At 71.1% G+C, this 17,888-nt stretch carries 16 protein-coding genes; 7 read left to right on the forward strand and 9 right to left on the reverse strand.

What is annotated here, in order from left to right; translation table 11 throughout:
• Nucleotides 1-48 precede the first annotated feature (48 nt).
• On the reverse strand, nucleotides 49-570 hold the full coding sequence (locus ACYVLP_RS14175) for an EXLDI protein (RefSeq protein WP_460627988.1): 522 nt from the start codon (nucleotides 568-570) through the stop codon (nucleotides 49-51).
• 276 nt (nucleotides 571-846) lie between these two features.
• Nucleotides 847-1,992 (reverse strand): glycoside hydrolase family 76 protein, encoded by a 1,146-nt coding sequence (locus ACYVLP_RS14180; protein WP_460627989.1) that lies wholly within the window; start codon nucleotides 1,990-1,992, stop codon nucleotides 847-849.
• Nucleotides 1,993-2,393: 401 nt separating this feature from the next.
• Here ACYVLP_RS14180 and ACYVLP_RS14185 point away from each other — a divergent pair, with 401 nt between their 5' ends.
• The 6 genes from ACYVLP_RS14185 to ACYVLP_RS14210 all read left to right on the forward strand — a co-directional run bounded on the left by ACYVLP_RS14185 (nucleotide 2,394) and on the right by ACYVLP_RS14210 (nucleotide 9,367).
• Nucleotides 2,394-2,789: a YciI family protein gene (locus ACYVLP_RS14185; protein WP_460627990.1), complete on the forward strand. Its 396-nt coding sequence runs from the start codon at nucleotides 2,394-2,396 to the stop codon at nucleotides 2,787-2,789.
• A gap of 8 nt (nucleotides 2,790-2,797) precedes the next feature.
• Complete coding sequence (locus ACYVLP_RS14190) at nucleotides 2,798-4,036, forward strand: RNA polymerase sigma factor (RefSeq protein WP_460627991.1); 1,239 nt, start codon at nucleotides 2,798-2,800, stop codon at nucleotides 4,034-4,036.
• A gap of 420 nt (nucleotides 4,037-4,456) precedes the next feature.
• On the forward strand, nucleotides 4,457-5,872 hold the full coding sequence (locus ACYVLP_RS14195) for a magnesium chelatase (RefSeq protein ID WP_460627992.1): 1,416 nt from the start codon (nucleotides 4,457-4,459) through the stop codon (nucleotides 5,870-5,872).
• Between the two features lie 178 nt (nucleotides 5,873-6,050).
• Nucleotides 6,051-8,108 (forward strand): hypothetical protein, encoded by a 2,058-nt coding sequence (locus ACYVLP_RS14200; RefSeq protein ID WP_460627993.1) that lies wholly within the window; start codon nucleotides 6,051-6,053, stop codon nucleotides 8,106-8,108.
• Nucleotides 8,109-8,153: 45 nt separating this feature from the next.
• On the forward strand, nucleotides 8,154-8,918 hold the full coding sequence (locus ACYVLP_RS14205) for a GNAT family N-acetyltransferase (RefSeq protein WP_460627994.1): 765 nt from the start codon (nucleotides 8,154-8,156) through the stop codon (nucleotides 8,916-8,918).
• Nucleotides 8,919-9,010: 92 nt separating this feature from the next.
• Nucleotides 9,011-9,367, forward strand: coding sequence for a hypothetical protein (locus ACYVLP_RS14210; RefSeq protein WP_460627995.1), 357 nt, complete (start codon nucleotides 9,011-9,013; stop codon nucleotides 9,365-9,367).
• Here the strand turns inward: ACYVLP_RS14210 and ACYVLP_RS14215 are convergent.
• Genes ACYVLP_RS14215 through ACYVLP_RS14240 form a run of 6 tightly spaced genes read right to left on the reverse strand, consistent with a single transcriptional unit; the run spans nucleotide 9,348 to nucleotide 15,624 of the window.
• Nucleotides 9,348-10,433, reverse strand: coding sequence for a DNA glycosylase AlkZ-like family protein (locus ACYVLP_RS14215; RefSeq protein ID WP_460627996.1), 1,086 nt, complete (start codon nucleotides 10,431-10,433; stop codon nucleotides 9,348-9,350). The two genes, ACYVLP_RS14210 and ACYVLP_RS14215, sit on opposite strands and share 20 nt — an antisense overlap.
• Nucleotides 10,434-10,487: 54 nt before the next feature.
• Nucleotides 10,488-11,615: a VWA domain-containing protein gene (locus tag ACYVLP_RS14220; RefSeq protein ID WP_460627997.1), complete on the reverse strand. Its 1,128-nt coding sequence runs from the start codon at nucleotides 11,613-11,615 to the stop codon at nucleotides 10,488-10,490.
• Complete coding sequence (locus ACYVLP_RS14225) at nucleotides 11,616-12,599, reverse strand: VWA domain-containing protein (RefSeq protein WP_460627998.1); 984 nt, start codon at nucleotides 12,597-12,599, stop codon at nucleotides 11,616-11,618.
• The gene (locus ACYVLP_RS14230) at nucleotides 12,596-13,594 is read right to left on the reverse strand and encodes a DUF58 domain-containing protein (protein ID WP_460627999.1); all 999 of its coding nucleotides are present in this window, start codon (nucleotides 13,592-13,594) and stop codon (nucleotides 12,596-12,598) included. The genes ACYVLP_RS14225 and ACYVLP_RS14230 overlap by 4 nt, the downstream gene beginning before the upstream one ends.
• Nucleotides 13,573-14,700, reverse strand: a complete 1,128-nt coding sequence (locus ACYVLP_RS14235) for an AAA family ATPase (protein ID WP_460628000.1) — start codon at nucleotides 14,698-14,700, stop codon at nucleotides 13,573-13,575. Before ACYVLP_RS14235 ends, ACYVLP_RS14230 begins: the two co-directional genes overlap by 22 nt.
• A 15-nt stretch (nucleotides 14,701-14,715) precedes the next feature.
• The gene (locus tag ACYVLP_RS14240; protein ID WP_460628001.1) at nucleotides 14,716-15,624 is read right to left on the reverse strand and encodes a S1C family serine protease; all 909 of its coding nucleotides are present in this window, start codon (nucleotides 15,622-15,624) and stop codon (nucleotides 14,716-14,718) included.
• A 374-nt stretch (nucleotides 15,625-15,998) separates the two neighbouring features.
• Here ACYVLP_RS14240 and ACYVLP_RS14245 point away from each other — a divergent pair, with 374 nt between their 5' ends.
• Nucleotides 15,999-16,307, forward strand: a complete 309-nt coding sequence (locus ACYVLP_RS14245) for a hypothetical protein (RefSeq protein ID WP_460628002.1) — start codon at nucleotides 15,999-16,001, stop codon at nucleotides 16,305-16,307.
• Nucleotides 16,308-16,349: 42 nt separating this feature from the next.
• Here ACYVLP_RS14245 and ACYVLP_RS14250 read toward each other — a convergent pair whose 3' ends face one another.
• A complete protein-coding gene (locus tag ACYVLP_RS14250; RefSeq protein ID WP_460628003.1) occupies nucleotides 16,350-17,885 on the reverse strand; it encodes a sulfatase family protein in 1,536 nt (511 codons plus the stop codon).
• Between the last annotated feature and the right edge of the window lie 3 nt (nucleotides 17,886-17,888).

Consider the following 17,888-nt stretch of genomic DNA (forward strand, 5'->3'; position numbering starts at 1 on the left):
CCGGCCGGCCGGCGGTCCGGTCAGCGGGCCGCGGGCGGGTGGAACAGGTCAGATATCGAGGTCCTCGACGAGCGGCTGCTCGGCGGCGGCTGCGACGAGGTCGAACAGCTCGGTCGGGATCTCACCCTTGAGCTGGGCGATCGTGTCGAAGACTTCGAGGGTCGCGGTGGCGGGGGTCGTCCCCCACACCTGGTCAGAGCTGAAGTGCTTGCGCCACCCCGTGGCCTGGCCGTCCGCACCGCCTTGGTGGATGAACTCCTCGGACTTCTGGTGGTGCAGCGCGATCTTGCCCGTGCGCGTCCGGTAGACCCGGAACTGCTCGTAGACGCCGCCCTTGCGGGTGCGGCCCCACTCGACGAGCAGGATCCCGAGGAACCGCTGGCGGCGTCCCTTGCCGGTGCCCACCTGGACGGTGATCTCTTCGAAGCCCTGGAGCTTGCCCTCCTCGAGCTCGACGAGTCGGCGCAGGCCCTTGGTGATCGCTTGGGAGAGATTGCCTCCGACGAGCTCCTGCGCCCGCTCGAACAGCGGCAGGTCGGCCTCGGAAACGTAGATCGTCTTGTTCGGCACGGGTTCATCCTAACCGCTCGTGTGTCCATACGCATATGTATACGTATAGTCGCGCCAGGTGTCAAGCGGCGGCTCTGGTCAAGTGAGCGCCCCGTCACTCTGGTCACACCGGCCCGTGGGGCTGGTGGGGCGTGTGGGGCCGAGCGCTCAGTCGACGTGGGGATAGCGGGGCTGGTGGGGCGTGTGGGGCCAAGCGCCCAGTCGACGTGGGGCTGGTGGGACGGGGCGCTCGGTCGACGTGGTGCCGCTGGTGGGGGCTGCCGCCCGGAAACCCAGCTACCCGAGCGAGGCGGCGGCCTCGAGGGTCGTCCAGGCCTGGAGCTGGGTCGACAGCTCGACCGGCTCCCCGGGCCGCGCGATTTCCCGGGCGGGGCGCGCCGGGTCGGTCGAGAACACCGCCAGAGTGCCCTGCCGGCCCGACGGGCTGTCCCGCTCCTCCCGGCCCTGCCAGAACGCATCGGCCGTGTCGCGGACGAGCCGTGCCGCGGTGTCCCGCGCTGTGGCATCGAGCGACGACACCGAAGCGGCCAGGGCGAGGTAGCGCGCGAGGATCCCGGTGAAGAGGCCCCCGTCACCGCCGCCGTGCGTCCGGAGGAGGCGTATGCCGTCGACCTGAGTCGTGAGCCGATCGTCCACTGCTGCAACGAGATCCGATGCACGACCGAGGCTTTCTGGGTCGCCGAGAGTGACGAGGGCTCCGAGCACGGTCCCCTGGTTATAGGTCCAGACGTCCGGCACGACCTGCTCGGTCGACCCGACGATCCGGATGCCGTCGAGGAACAACCCGCTGTCGGCACTCCAGAGCCGGGCGTAGATCCAGTCCACGAGCTCTCGTGCGAGGGCGGTCTCGCCCATCCTCGCCAGGTGCAGCGCGGTGGGCCCGGTGGCGGGCACGTTCTTGAAGTCGCGGTCAGTGCTCCAGAAGAGGCCACCTGCGAGGTCGTCCGTGATCGCCGAGCGGAGCGCCCTCGTGAGGTCCCGCTCGGCGGTCACGAGCCGCCGAGGTCGCTGCCCCCCACCCGACGCGACATCGAGCGTTGCGTGCAGCTGCGCGAGCCGACCGGTAGCGAGCACCATCCACGCCATGTCGTCGTAGAAGGCGTTGGTCCACCGGAGACCGTTGCGCAGCCGGACTGTCCGGGTCAGCCGGTCACCAGAACGGACGCGGCGCGCGGCTCCGGGCTCGTCACCGTGACGCAACGCGCGCAGGCCGGCGTCGACGATCACGTCGAGGTAGTGCGCCTGCCACCAGTAGTTCCACGGGCCGTAGGTCCCGCCGAAGGACCGTGGCGCGGGGGAGGCGATGCGCCCGAGGTGGGTGAACGGCATACGGAGCAGAGACGAGCCGAAGAGTGTCGTCACCGAGCGCTCCGCGGCAGCCGCGCGGACGTCGAGGCGGAGCGAACCAGGGTCGACGGACACGCTGCGACGCTACCCGCCGCCGATCCGTCCCCCCATCGAGTGGCCCCGTCGTCCCGCCCGCCTCTCCTCGAGTGGCCCCGTTGTCCCCGGGGTCACGTGGCACGAGTGACGAAGCGGCCACTCGACGGGGTTTGGTGGTCTGGTGGTCCGGCGCTTCCGCCGGCCTCTCCTCGAGTGGCCCCGTCGTCCCGCCCGCTTCTCGTCGAGTGGCCCCGTCGTCCCGGGGCTCACATGGCACGAGTGACGAAGCGGCCACTCGACGGGGGTTTGGTGGTCTGGTGGTCCGGCGCTTCCGCCCGGCGATGTGGAATTCTCGGAACCGGGTGTCGAATGGGACCCGTCGGCTCCGACGTCTCCGGCACAGACGACGCGCCGCAGGGCGCCCGACCGAGGAGTCACACATGAAGTACCTGCTCATGATCTACAGCAACCCGGCATCGTGGGGACATCCGACCTTCCTGCGCACCGCCGAGTTCCTGGAGCTGACCGACGACGAGCGAGCCGGCCTGACGCGGGAGTTCGAGACGCTGCTCACCGAGATCAGCGAGTCGGGCGAGCTCGTCGGGGCGCAGGCCCTGGCCGACCCGATCACCTCGAGAAGCGTCCGCGTCCGGGACGGGGGCATGCTCGTCACGGACGGGCCGTTCGTGGAGGCGAAGGAGCACATGGCCGGCTACTTCATCGTCGACTGTGCAACACCCGAGCGGGCCGAGCAGATCGCGTCGCGCTTCCCCGACGCGCGCTTCGCCGGGGTCGAGGTGCGACCCCTCATGGACGGCACGGCCGAGGACCTGTGACGTCAGCGATGTCCCAGCCGATCGTGACCGATGACCTGTGGCGTCAGGTGACGCCACAGGTCATCGGCGCCCTGGTGCGGCGGTACGGCGACTTCGACCGCGCCGAGGACGCCGCGCAGGAAGCGCTGGCCGCCGCTGCACAGCAGTGGCCCGAGCAGGGCGTGCCCGACGATCCCAAGGCGTGGCTGATCCGGGTCGCCTCGCGCCGGCTCATCGACAGGTTCCGGAGCGACGAGGCCCGGGCCCGCCGCGAGCGGCAGGACGCGACCTCCGCGTCGGCCGACATCCTGTTCGCGCCGCCGGCGGACGTCGAGGCAGCATCGGACGCCGACGACACCCTGACGCTCCTCCTGCTGTGCTGCCACCCGACGCTGACGCCACCAGCGCGAATCGCCTTGACACTCAGGGCGGTCGGCGGTCTCTCTACCGACCAGATCGCTCACGCCTTCCTCGTCCCCGAAGCGACCATGGCGCAGCGGATCGTCCGCGCCAAGCAGCGCATCCGCGAGTCCGGAGCCCGGTTCCAGCTGCCGCCCGCCGCGGAGGTCGCTGACCGGCTTCGCGACCTTCTGCATGTCCTCTACCTCGTGTTCACCGAGGGGCACACGACGACGAGCGGTGACCGTCTCCACCGGATAGATCTCACCGAGGAGGCGATCCGTCTGACCCGTCAGGTGCACGCGCTGCTTCCCGACGACGGCGAGGTGTCCGGCCTGCTCGCATTGATGCTCCTGACCGAGGCTCGCCGCGCCGCCCGCACCACGGACTCCGGCGACCTCGTGCCGCTCGCCGAGCAGGACCGCTCGCTCTGGAATGCGGCATACATCGGCGAGGGCGTGGCCCTGGTGACCGACGCGCTCTCGCGGACGCAGCTCGGTCCCTATCAGGTGCAGGCGGCGATCGCGGCCGTCCACGACGAGGCGGCGACGGCCGCCGAGACGGACTGGCCGCAGATCCTTGCCCTCTACGGCATTCTCGAGCAGCTCGCGCCCGGCCCCGTCGTCTCGCTGAACAGGGCCGTCGCCCTCGCGATGGTCGACGGCCCGGACTCAGCGCTCGCGGTCCTCTCCGATCTCGAGCAGGACCGGCGGCTCGCCCGGCACCACCGGCTCCACGCCGTGCGCGCCCACCTGCTCGAGATGACCGGCGACACCGAGGGAGCCCGGGAGAGCTACCTGCTCGCGTCCCGGCTGACGACGAGCATCCCCGAGCAGGACCACCTTCGTCGTCGAGCAGAGCGGCTCTGACAGGCATCGGCCCCCTTGGGCGCGACCGGACGACCGACCACGCAGACGTGCCGCCGAGGATCTCCCGGCGGCACGCCCTACCCAGCGGTGGTTGGAGGGAAAGCACTTCTGCACGGCCCGCCGGTCGCGTCTCGAGTTGAGCCGGAGAGCCGTTGGAGCAACCATGCCGCGCCTCGGTTTCGCCGAGGTGAGACTCGTGTGAAATCCACGTTTCGGCTCAGCTCGACACGCGCCCGCGTCCGCGCTCGTCGGCGCACGGCCCTTGCCTTGGAGCGCGCTCGAACGCCTAGCGTCGAGGTCATCCCAGCCTCCCGCGTCGAGGTACGTCGAGGTATGCCGCTCGGCCGGGTCGTCATCACCAGGTGTCGGCTCGTGACATCCCCTTCGACACTTGCGGGACACCAGACGTAGCGTGAAAAGGTGAGCCACCCCGTGAACCACACCCCGGACGCCGGCACCCGACCGCGGACCCTCGGCGAGCTGCGCGCCACCGGGCATGTCCACCGCAGCGTCAAGACCGAGATCCGCGACAACCTCCTCGACCGCCTCCGCGCCGGGGAGGACGCTTTCCCAGGCATGGTCGGCTTCGAGGAGACCGTGCTGCCCGAGCTCGAGACCGCGCTGCTCGCCGGTCACGACCTCGTGCTGCTCGGGGAACGCGGCCAGGGCAAGACGCGGCTGATGCGCACCATCGCGGGTCTGCTCGACGAGTGGAGCCCGGTCGTCGAGGGCTGCGAGATCGGCGACGACCCACACCGGCCCTCGTGCACCCGGTGTCGGCGGCTCGCGGCCGAGCTCGGCGACGACCTACCCATCGCGTGGCGGCACCGCAGCGAGCGCTACACGGAGAAGCTGGCGACTCCGGACACGAGCGTCGGGGACCTCGTCGGTGACGTCGACCCGGTCAAGGTCGCACAGGGCCGGACGCTCGGCGACCCGGAGACGGTCCACTACGGTCTGGTGCCGCGGTCGAACCGGGGCATCTTCGGCCTCAACGAGCTGCCCGACCTCGCTGAGCGGATCCAGGTGGCGCTCTTCAACGTCCTGGAGGAGCGCGACATCCAGATCCGCGGCTACTCGCTGCGCCTGCCCCTCGACCTGCTGCTCGTCGCGACCGCCAACCCCGAGGACTACACCAACCGCGGCCGCATCATCACCCCGCTCAAGGACCGGTTCGGAGCCGAGATCCGCACCCACTACCCCAGCGAGGTCAGCGACGAGGTCGCCCTCATCAGCCAGGAAGCGCGGCTGGTCGCCGACGTCCCGGAGCACCTGATCGAGGTGCTCGCGCGGTTCACCCGAGGCCTGCGCGAGTCGGCGTCGGTCGACCAGCGCTCGGGCGTCTCGGCGCGCTTCGCGATCGCCGGGGCCGAGGGCGTGTCAGGCTCAGCCCTGCGCCGGGCGGCACGCGTGGGCGAGCCGTATGCCGTGGCGCGGGTGTGCGACGTGCCGACCGTCGTGCCCACGCTGCTCGGCAAGGTCGAGTTCGAGATGGGGGAGGAGGGCCGAGAGCGCGACGTGCTGACGCACCTGCTGCGGCTCGCGGTGGCGGAGACGTACCGCTCGCGGCTCGCCGGCCTCGACCTCACCGGGTTCACCAACCTGTTCGCCGACGGTGCCGTGGTCGAGACCGGCGACCTCGTCCCCGGCGCAGACCTGCTCGCCCAGGTCGGCCCCGTGTCGGGTCTCTCCAAGGTCCTCGACCGGCTCGGTCACGGCGACGACGCGACGCCGGGCCAGGTCGCCGCCGCCATCGAGTTCGTCCTCGAAGGACTTCACCTGACCCGCCGGATCGACAAGGACACCGTCGCCGGCCGAACCATCTACGGGGCCTAGCCCATGTCGACCACCCTGCCCCTGCCGGCCACACCCCAACCCCTCACCCCGCGCCGCATTCCGCAACACACCCGGAAACCGCAAACACCTGCTAGCTACAACTATGCGGAGCATGCGACTTCCGGGTGTGTTGCGGGGCTGGCGGGGCTGGCGGGGCTCGCGGGATGGAGGGGACGTCGTGACGCCGCGTGATCCGGGCGAGGTGCACGGCCGGTTCCGGTACTCCCCGTGGACCGGTGGTCCCGACCCGCTCGCACCGCCGTTCGACGTGCGGGCAGCGCTCGACGAGGTCGGCAACGACGTCCTTGCCGGCGGCAGCCTCCGCGAGTCCCTGCGGGAGCTCATGCGACGCGGCCTCGACGGGCGCCGTGGCCTCGACGACCTGGCCGACCGGGTCCGCCGGCTTCGAGAGGCAGCCCGACGGCGCGGCGACCTGGGCGGCACGCTCGACCAGGTGCGAGCGATGCTCGACCAGGCGCTGGCCACCGAGCGCGACACCCTGGCGGGCGAGGACACTGCCGAGGCGCGGCTCGCCGAGATGGACCTGGCGACGATCCCCGACGACGTGGCCGGGGCCGTGCGAGCCCTGGCGAGCTATGAGTGGCACTCCGACGAGGCCCGCGCGACCTACGAGCAGATCGCCCAGATGCTCCAGCGCGAGGTCGTCGGCGCGCAGTTCGAGGGACTGCGACAGGCCCTGTCGGGCAACGACCCGGAGGCGATGCAGCGCGTCAAGGACATGCTCGCCGACCTGAACAACCTGCTCGCGGCGCATGCGAGAGGCGAGGACACCGAGGACCAGTTCCGTGACTTCATGGACAAGCACGGTGACCTCTTCCCGGAGAACCCGGAGAACGTCGACGAGCTGATCGACGCACTCGCGCGGCGTCAGGCGGCCGCCGAGCGGCTCCTGGCATCGCTCAGCCCCGACCAGCGCGAGCAGCTGCGCCAGCTGATGGCGGACGCGCTCGGCGACCCCGACCTGGCTTCGCAGATGGCCCAGCTGTCCGACAACCTGCGAGCGCTGCGGCCGGGCCTCGACCGCGGGACACCGGTCCGGTTCGGGCAGCCGGGCGAGGGAGCCGAGTCCCTGGGATGGGGCCAGGCCGTCGAGGCGGTGGCCGAGCTCGCCGACCTCGAGCAGCTGGACGAGCAGCTGAGCCAGAGCTACTTCGGCGCCACTCTCGACGACGTCGACGTCGAGCGCGTCGAGCAGTACCTCGGTGCCGACGCCGCACGCGACCTGCGAGCGCTGCGACAGCTCGAGCGCGAGCTGGAGCGGCAGGGGTTCGTCGCGCGCGGGGACGACGGACTGCGGCTCACTCCCCGTGCCGTCCGCCGCCTCGGCGAGACCGCGCTGCGGAAGGTCTTCGAGCAGGTCGAGGCGTCCGGGCGGGGTGACCACGACGACCGGGCTGCCGGCCAGGCGGACGAGCCGACCGGCCTCACCCGCGAATGGAGGTTCGGGGACGAGCTGCCCATAGACACCGTCCGCACCGTCTCGAATGCCTTGCGCCGCAGTGCATCTCGTCGCGACCACCGAGACAGCACGCCGCTTGCGACAGCCGGCCACACGGCATACGGACCCCGAGGGCCCGCTCCCGACGGAGCCGTCGACCTGCTCGTCGACGACTTCGAGGTCACCGAGACCGAGCGACGCGCGCGCGCGGCGGTCGCGCTCTGCGTCGACATGTCGTTCTCGATGATGCAGGAGGGGCGGTGGGGGCCGATGAAGCAGACCGCGCTTGCGCTGTCGCACCTGGTCCAGACCCGGTTCCGGCACGACGCGCTGCAGATCATCGGCTTCACCATCGCTGCGCGCCGGCTCACCCCCGTCGAGCTGGCCGAGGCGGAGCCCGAGTGGGTCCAGGGAACGAACCTCCAGCACGCGCTCATGCTGGCGGGCCAGCACCTGCGCCGGCACCCCGAGGCGGAGCCCGTCGTCCTCGTCGTCACCGACGGCGAGCCGACCGCGCACGTCGGCGCCGACGGTTTGCCGGTCTTCCACTGGCCCACGACCCAGGAGACGGTGCGCGCGAGCGTCCGGCAGGTCGACGAGCTGAGGCGGTCCGGCGCGACGCTGCACGTGTTCATGCTCGGCGACGACCCTGGCCTGGCTCGCTTCGTCGACGCCGTGGCCCGACGTGCCGGGGGACGGGTCTTCACCCCGGACATCTCGCGGCTGGGGGAGTACGTCGTCGCCGACTACCTCAGGTCACGCCGGGGCCGGCGCTGAGAATCTCGATGGAACTGAACCGTCGCGCACTGTCATGGTGACCGCATGAGGACCCTTCGTGACCCGCGGCTCGACCGGATCGAGGCGTACTACGACCGCGTGCCCCGGGCCGTGGCGACGACCGAGGAGATCGGGCCCTTCACCCTCTTCGTGGCAGAGGAAGGGACGGGGTGGCAGTTCTACGCGCGACCCCGCCTGGGGAGCACTGGGGTCATCACCGAGGCCGATGTGACGCGCGTCCTGGACCGTCAGGAGGAGCTCGGGGTGCCGCGCGCCATCGAGTGGGTCGACGACGTCACCCGCACCCTGCTTCCCGCCGTGCGCGGGCTCGGGCACGAGCCCCACCGCTACCCGCTGCTCGTGCTCCCGGACGACGCCGTCGTGGAGGCGGACCCGCGCGCCCGGCCCCTGCGACCGGCTGAGCCGCACCTTGCCCTCGCCGTGGGGGCGGTGTCGGCCGGCTTCCACGATCGCGACGTCGTCGAGCCGATCGAGACCGGCAAGCGTCCGCAGCTCATCGAGCGCGGCGACCTTGTCGTCGTCGCGTCGTACGAGAACGACAGGCTCTGCGGAGCCGGGTCGGCCGCCCCTCGCGGTGAGGTCGCCGAGCTGATGGGCATCGCGGTCCCACCTGGTCATCGTCACCGCGGGCATGGCACCGCGATCACCCGCTCGCTCGTCGCCGCCTGTCGCGAGGCCGGGGTCGGCCTTGTCTTCCTCACTGCCGGGTCCGACGCTGCCGCCGAGATCTATCGCCGGGTCGGCTTCGTCGACCTCGGGACAGCCTGCGTGCTCGACCTCGACGACTGAGCGCCTCGATCCGAGGGTGCCGGTGATGCCTGTCCGGTGCTGTCGCCGCGACGACCGCGCGCGAAACAGTCACGCGTGCCTAGGCTTTGGTCATGTCGAGCACAACACCTGCGGCGCCGGCCCCCACCACCACCGACTCCGACGGCGGCGTGCCCGCCCGGCGCGGCAGGTGGTCGATCGCCTCACGCGACTCCATCCTGTCGATCGGGTCCACCGGCTCGGTGCTGTCGATCGGGAGCGTCGGGTCCGTGCTGTCCATCGGCAGCATCGGGTCGTTCGCGTCGTTCTTCTCGGTCGGCTCGTCGATGAGCATGTTCTCGCTGCTGTCCAACATGTCCCGGGCCTCGCTGCTGTCGCACCAGAGCGACATCTCGGTGCTCTCGGCCCAGTCGCGACGGGCGGTGCGCGCCTACCGCAATAACGGCATGCTCAGGTCCACGAGACACTGAGACCGAGCCAGGCGGCGAGGTCGTCGACCTCGTTGCGCACGGCCCCGGCCATCGGCCTCGTGAAGCGCACGTCCTCGTGCAGGGCGTTGACGGTGAGCACGCCGGCCTTTCGGTCCGCGGTCGCATCGAGCTTGCCGACGAGGCGGTCGTCGTGGAGGACCGGGAGGGCGAAGTACCCCCAGCGTCGCTGGTCCTTCGGCTTGTACATCTCCAGGTAGTACTCGAAGCCGAACAGCTGCTCGGCGCGGACCCGGTTGTGGATGAGCTGGTCGAACGGCGACAGCAGGGCCGTGCGCCCCGAGAAGGCCAGACCGACGTATGCCGGGTGGACCCGCCAGGTGCCGTCGGTGCCGTCGACGACGGCCTCCTGACCGGCGTCGCCGACGTAGGCCTGCTCACCGGGAAGCTCAGGCCCTGAGGCGCGGGCGATCCCGAGAGCGGCGAGGCGTCGCTCGTTGCGGACTCGGACGGCGTCATCCGGCGCCATGGATGCCGGAGCCTGGCCGTACACACGCTCGGCGAGGTCCCAGTAGCGTTGCCGTCCCTTTCGACCCGAGATCGCGATCTGCCCGCGGCGGGCCATCGACTCCAGCATCTTGGTGACGTTGCGGTTGTTGGTCCAGCCCGAGGACGGCCAGGGCGCGGCGCTCGTGTCGGGGATGTCGCGCGAGAGCAGCGGACCCTCGGCCTCGAGCCGGACGAGAATATCGCGGCGGAAGCCCTCGTTGGTCGCGAGCCACTCGACGATCGTGGGATGGAACTCGCGGCCGACCCACTCGGCGATGACCGAGGGCACGTCGGCCGCGGGCCGGATGTAGGCGACCGTCTCGTGCAGCGCGCGGTCGTGCTCGACGGCCACGGTCAGGTCGCCGGGGTCGTACGACGAGCCGAGCCGGCTCCACAGCACGAGGTCCGCGCTCGGCGCGACCGCGGCGGTCGGGTCGATCTGCAGGAACGTCAGCCGTTCGACGACCTCGAGCAGGTCGGTCGGGCGTGGGGCATCGAGAAGCTGGGCATGGATCGCGATCCTGCGAGCTTCGTCTCGGTCGAGCCGGTGCACGGTCACCCAGGCGAGGCTAGCCGTGGGCGGCGACAGTTCGGGGGCCTGGCGCTGGGGGAGCTACGTCAGGGTGTTCCAGCGGATCGAGAGGCCCAGCCCGGTGAGCAGCACGATCGCCGCGAAGGCGGCGAACGCGGCGCTCAGGTCGACGTCCTGCTGCTGCACGGTCACGTGCTTGGGCAGGTCGTGCAGCACCTTGGTCAGTGCCTCGGCGTCCGTCGCGGCGAAGTACGTCCCACCGGTCGTCTCCGCGACGTCCCGCAGCGCCGCCTCGTCCACGACGAGGAAGCTGCGTCCGCCCATGTCGCGGCCGCCGCCGGTGAAGTCGCGCATCGGCGGAGCGGCGAACCCGCCGTACTGGTCTCGGGTGCACGCCATCTGCGTCGGGTTGGTCGTGCCGAAGCCGATCGGGTAGACCCGCACGCCTCGGGCGGCGGCTTGTCGGGCGGCCTGTGCGGGGGTCACGCCGCGGGTGTTCGCACCGTCGGTGAGCAGGACGATGATCTCGGGCGCCGTGCCGCGCTCGGCGTTCGGGCCGGTGCCGTCGCCCGTGCCCGGGCCGGTCGGAGTCGGTGCGGCCCCTGGGTCACCGATGCCAGGCCCGTCAGTGCTGGGCACCGCGACGGGGTCACTCGGTGCGACGCCGGGGTCGAGCTCGGCAATCGCGTCGATCGAGCGCAGGATCGCGGCGCCGATCGTGGTGCCACGGCCGGTCGTGACGTCGTCCAGCGTCGACAGCAGGTCGTCGCGGTCGGTCGTCGGCGCCACCGCCAGCTGCGCGAAGCCGGAGAAGATGACGAGCCCGAGCTTGGTCTCGTCGTCCTGGTTCTCGACGAACTCGCGCACCGCGGCCTGTGCTGCTGCAAGGCGGTTCGGGACCACGTCCGTGGCACACATCGAGCCGGAGACGTCGAGCGCGAGGATGATCGTCGAGCTCGACACGGGGACGTCGGCCCGGACGGTCGGTCTGGCGCTCGCGAGCCCGAGAAGGGCGAGGCTGGCAAGCACGAGCGCGACCGGCACGTGTCGGCGCCAGTGGCGGACCGGACCGGCGGCGGCCTTGACGAGCGCGACGTTGGAGTAGCGCACCGCCTGTCGGCGGCGGCGCCGCAGCTGCCACACGTATGCCGCGAGCAGCGCAGGGACAGCGAGCAGGATCACCAGCAGGAGCGGCTGTTCGAACGACACTCAGACCACCCGCCCTTGACGCAGTACGGAGATCGCCGCGCCCGCCAGCAGGAGCAGCGCTCCGAACGCAGCGATGATCGAGGTGATCTCATGAGGGACGGACCGGGTCGTCCACTGCAGCTGGATCGAGTCGTAGACCTGGGCCAGCGACTGGGCGTCCGTGGCCCGTCGGTAGGTGCCTCCGGTGGTCTGCGCTATCTGTTGCAGCAGCGGCTCGTCGAGGGCGGTCGCGATGCTGAAGCCGTCGACCTCGATCACCGCACCCTGTGGTGTGCCGAGGCCGATCGGCTCGATCTTGACCCCCGCGGCCGACGCGAGGTCGGCGAGGTCGGCGGGGTCGGGGCCGCTGGTGTTCTCTCCGTCGGTGAGGAGCACGATCGCGGTGCCGGCGTAGTAGCCGATCGGGGTCTCGTCCGGGTTGCCCGACTCCGAGTCGCCCGGTGCGCGGATCGGCTTGCCGGCGATGGCCGACAGCCCACCGAGTATGCCGTTGCTGATCGAGGTCTCGCCCTGTGGCTTCAGGCGGGCCACCGCCGCCAGGACCGCCTGCTTGTCGGTCGTCGGTCGCTGCGTGACGACCCCCGTGCCACCGAAGGCGACGACGGCGATGCGCACGCCCGCCGGCTGCTTGGCGATGAAGGCGCGGGCGGCGGCCTGGGCGGCGGCCAGTCGGGTCGGTTTGACGTCGTCGGCGGCCATGCTGTTCGACACGTCGAAGGCGAGCACGACGGTGCCCTCCCGGTGCGGCTCGGCCACCGCGGCGACGGGCCGGGTCATCGCGATGATGAGCACGGCCAGCGCCCCGAGGAGCAGTGCGGGTGCGAGGTTCCGGAGCCGGTCTCGTCGTGCCGGAGCGAGGACGAGACCCTCGGCCGCGAGGGCGGCTCGGCGCTGCTCCTGATGGGCGAGGAGCCGCCCGCGGGCAACGACGATCACCGGGATCACGAGGAGCCCGGCGAGCGCCCACGGCCAGGTCAGCGTCACCGGCGCCGCCTTCGCCGCAGCTCGGTCACGCGCACGAGGGACCGCACGAGGTCCTCGTCCGTGCTCAGTGTGTAGAGGTCGACTCCGGCTCGCCGGGTCAGAGCTGCGAGCTCGGCCTGGCGCTGGCCCGCGGCGGCGCGCAGGCGCGTCCGGAACTTCGGGTCGCTGGTGTCCACGAAGATCTGCTCGCCGGTCTCGGCGTCCTCGACGTAGACCAGCCCGGCATCCGGGAGCTCGAACTCGCGTGGGTCGGTGATCTGCAGTGCCACGACCTCGTGCTTGCGGGCGAGCCGACCGAGCGGGACCTCCCAGCCGGGCGCGCTGATGAAGTCGGAGATGACGACGACCAAGGACCGGCGGCGCGCCATCCCGCCCAGAGCGGTGAGCATGACGGACAGGTCGGTGACCCGGCCCGGCCCCGCTTCCTTGGACCGCCGCCGCCCGCCCGCGCGCCGCTTGGCCGAGCGGTCCGCGCGGTCCGCGGGGTCCGCGCCGGAGCGAAGCGAGGCGTCATGAAGTGCCAGGGCTCGGCGGTCGAGCAGCGTCTTGGCGATCCGGAGGACCTGGCTGCGACCCGAGGCGGGCGGGACCACCTTCTCCACGGTCCGGTCGAGGATCACGGCCCCGACCCGGCTGCCACCCCGCGTCAGCACGTGCGCGAGAGCAGTTGCGACCTCGGCGAGGACGATGTCCTTCTGCCGGTCGACCGGGCCGAAGCCCATCGAGGCCGAGTGGTCGAGCAGGAGCCAGGCGGTCAGCTCGCGCTCCTCGATGTACTCGCGGACGTAGGGGGTGTCGAGGCGGGCCGTCACGTTCCACTCGATGTGCCGCAGGTCATCGCCCGGCTCATACTCGCGCAGGTCGGTGAAGTCGAGCCCCGACCCCCGGAAGAGGCTGCGGTAGTCGCCCTGGAGCCGCCCGTCGAGACGGCGGACCACCCGCCACTCCAGCCGGCGGAGCAGGCGCTCGGCGCTCAGCGTGGTGGTCGCGTCCATGCTGTACCGCCGAAGGCCGGGGCCTCGCCCGACGCGGCGCGGTCGCGCAGCGGGGCGGTCGGGACCGGCACCGAGTCGATGATCGGACCGAGCAGGTCGTCGGCGCTCAGGTCCTCCGCGAGCGCCTCGTAGGACAGCACGATGCGGTGGCGCAGGACGTCCCGCGTGAGGTCGCGCACGTCGGTGGGCAGGACGTAGTCACGACCACGGAGGAAGGCGAGCGCGCGGGCGGCGAGGACCAGGTTGATCGAGGCCCGAGGGCTCGCCCCGTAGGTGATCAGCCGCGCGAGGTCGGCCAGCCCGAAGCTCGCCGGCTCGCGGGTCGCGGTGGCCAGCTGGACGGCATACTCGATGACTGCCGGGTCCACGTAGACGGCGTCGGCCTGCCGTTGGTAGTCGCGCAGCGTCTCGGGGTCGAGCACCTGCACGGTCTTGGCCGCGGCGGCGATCTGGCGCTCGACGACGACGAACTCCTCTGCAGCTGAGGGGTATCCGATGAGGACCTTGAGCATGAAGCGGTCCACCTGGGCCTCGGGCAGCGCGTAGGTCCCCTCCGACTCGATCGGGTTCTGCGTGGCCATCACCAGGAAGGGGTCCGGCGCCGGGAACGTCTGCCGGCCGATCGTCACCTGCCGCTCCTGCATCACCTCGAGCAGCGCGCTCTGCACCTTCGCGGGCGCCCGGTTGACCTCGTCGGCGAGCACGAGGTTGGCGAACACCGGGCCGAGCGAGACCTGGAACTCACCCTCACGCTGGTTGTAGATGCGGGTCCCGACCAGGTCGGCGGGGACGAGGTCGGGAGTGAACTGGATGCGCTGGAAGTCGCCGCCGATCGCCTGGGCGAGCGTCTTGATGGCCATCGTCTTGGCGAGCCCGGGGACACCCTCGACGAGCAGGTGACCCCGCGCGAGCAGGGCCACGATCATCCGCTCGAGCAGCTGGTCCTGACCGACGATGGTCCGCTTCACCTCGTAGAGCGCCTGCTCGAGCGCGTGCCCTCCCGGCGCTCCCGGCTGGGTGGTCGTCGGTGGGCTCGGTGGGCTCGGAAGGCTCGGTTGGGTCGGTGCGGTCGGTGGGGTGGGTTGGGTCGTCGCGTCGGGGTCCATCCGTGGCTCCTGTCGCTAGTGGGGTGGGCTGCCCGCCGCACCTCCGGCGGTCGCGATCGGCACGGCGAAGCCGATGCCGACGAAGAGGCTCTGGTCGGTCGGGTTGGCCAGGCCCGTGACGATCCCGACGACCTGGCCGGCCTTGTTGAGCAGCGGCCCTCCCGAGTTGCCCGGGTTGACGGCCGCGTCGATCTGGATGAGGTGGTGCAGTGGCTTCTTCCCTTCGACCTGGACGGTCCGGTCAAGAGCGGAGACGACGCCGGCGCTGAGGGAGTTCGTCAGGCCGAGCGGGTGGCCGACCGCGAAGACGGGCGCCCCGACGACCACGCCGCCACCGAGGACTGCTGGCACGACGGTCTCGGGGAGCTTCGAGGGCGTCAGGGTGGCGATGTCGCTGTCCGGCCGCGTGGTCGCGATCTTCGCGGGCGAGACCGTGCCGTCGGCGAAGTTGACGGTGATCCGGCCCGCGCCGTCGACGACGTGCAGGGCCGTCAGGATCGTTCCGTCCGCGTTGACGACGACGCCGGCACCGGTGCCCTGCCGGTCCGCGCCTTCCACGCCACCCGTGGTGGTGATGAGGACCAGCGACGGCGAGATGGCGGCATACGCGCGTGTGGCGTCGGCGGGCGCCGCGGCCTCGGCCTCGGCGCGCTTCTCGATCCCTTTCTGGACACTGGCGTCCACGTCGCGCTGGGTGATCGGGGGTATGCCGGGTGGCCGGGTCAAGGCGTACGCCAGCGCCGCAGCGGCGACCAGGACGACGACGACGGCGGCGACCCACACTCGCCGGGGCACGGCCGCGAGGCGGCTCCGCAGCCGCTCGGAGCGGCTGGGCGGGGCGGGGTCGTCGGGCGCAGACGTGGCTGCCGCGGCGCCGGTGGCGGCTGCGGCGTGCACCTCGGGGGGAGCGGTGACCCGTGCCACCTTTTCGACTCTACGTTTCCGGCCGCGAATCCGGTACGGATGCGCTGACTCTTCACAGATTCACCTGGACCGGGTGCCGGCTTGGCCCGCGGGGCGCAGCCCAGCCGAGGCCCGTCCGTCCGAGTGGTGTCGAGTGGTCATTTTGATGGCCCGGAACCGTGTCACGAAGCCGGCCCGAGACCGTCTTCATGAGAGGGAGCGCCATCGGCGTGGGGCCGTCTCGGGCGCCTCAACCAGCGAGATGTCCGCTTCGGGCCGATCTCTCGGATCTCCCGGGGAACTCTCAGAGGAATTCCCTTCAGTCAGCACGACCTCAGCACCATCATCGAGTTGGCCGCGCACCGTCCGGTGCGGACCCAGAACGAGGAGATGTCATGTCCAAGTACATGGTCTTTTACAACACGACCGCCGCGATGCGTGAGCAGATGAGCCAGATCCCGCCGGAGCAGGCAGGCGCGGGCATGCAGGAGTGGATGACCTGGGGCGAGCGAGTCGGCGGCAACCTCGTCGACATGGGCTCGCCTCTGGAGAACGAGGGTGAGGCGGACGTGCAGGTGTCCGGCTACTCCGTGATCGACGCGGACTCGGCCGAGCAGCTGGCCGGGTTCCTGGCCGGGCACCCGCACACGGCGGCGGGCGGGACGATCTCGACGCAGAAGTTCATGGAGATCCCGGGCATGTGACCCCAGAGGCCGTGGGCGCGGCCAGTCATGCGGTCCGTCGGCTCAGCCGACCGGCGGACCAGGCTGGTCCGCGACCAGGCGTGGGACCGGCTGGTCCGGGTGGGGCTCGTCCCCGACCGCCTTCTGCGCCAGCCACATCCGCGCCTCCAGCTCCTCGCGCACCTGCGCGTAGGCCGGCTGGTCCGAGACGTTGACGAGCTGCTCGGGATCGGCGTCGAGGTCGTAGAGCTCCCACTCGGATGGAAAGCGCCGGTCTGAGCACCCGGGCACGCCGAGCCCGTCGTTGTAGAAGTAGATCAGCGTGTGGTGGCGCGTCCGGTAGCCGTAGTGCGCACCGACGTGATGGCTGCGGTCGTCGTGCATCCAGTAGCGGTAGTAGAAGCCTTCCTCCGCGGAGCGGCCGGCGTTGGGCGGACTTGTCGGAGAGGGGATGTCGGTGCTCGAGGCGTCACCGGTGAGGTCGCTCCAGAAGGACCGTCCCTGCATGCGCTCGGGCACCGCGACGCCCGCCGCGTCGAGCAGGGTCGCGGCGATGTCGACGTTGGTGACGATCCGGTCATGCACCTGACCCGGCGCGACCGAGCGAGGGTAGGCCAGCACGAACGGCATCCGGATCGACTCCTCGTACATGAACCGCTTGTCGAACCACCCGTGGTCGCCGAGGAAGAACCCCTGGTCCGACGAGTAGACGACCACGGTGTCGTCCAGCTCACCCCGCTCGCGCAGCCAGGTCGTCATCCGCCCGACGTTGTCGTCGACCGAGGCGACACACGCGAGGTAGTCCTCCATGTAGCGCTGGTACTTCCACAGTGCCTCCTCCTCAGCGGTCAGGCCCTCGGGGACCGGCTGCTTGAGGTCCTCCTCGGTCAGGTGGTCGGCGATCCGCATCTCCGCGCGACGCGCCGTCTCCGACCTCGTCGCGAGGTCGTCTCCGAAGGTGGGCGGGACCGGGAGCCTTCCGTGGGACGCATCGGCATAGAGGCCGGCATGGGCGTCATCGGGCTCCCAGGGCCGGTGGGGAGCCTTGTGCCACACCAGAACACACCACGGAGCGTCTCCTTCGAGCGACTCGACCCAGTCGATGGCGAGGTCGGTGATCACGTCGGTCGCATAGCCCTGCTCACGCCGCAGCCCGTCGGCGGACAGGAACCGGGGGTTGTGGTACTCGCCCTGGTCGATGAGTGCGTGCCAGGCGTCGAAGCCCTGGGGGTCGTGGCCGACCCCGCCGCTGACGCCGTCTCCCATGTGCCACTTCCCGAGGAATGCCGTCCGGTAGCCGGCCGCTCGAAGGGCCGTGACGAACGTCGGCTGCGACGCGTCGATGTGTGTGTCGAGCGTCGTGACACCGTTGACGTGGCTGTAGGTGCCGGTCAGGATCGAGGCCCGGCTCGGCGAGCAGAGCGAGTTCGTCGCGAAGAGGTTGTCCAGGCGGACCCCGGCCGCGGCCACGGCATCGATGTGCGGCGTACGGTTCACGGCCGAGCCGTACGCGCTGATCGCGTGGGCGGCGTGGTCGTCGCTGAGCAGGAACACGATGTTGGGGCGACGCTGCGGAGCGTCGCTGGGCTGGCCACTCACCCT

This window comes from Intrasporangium mesophilum (assembly GCF_054783095.1).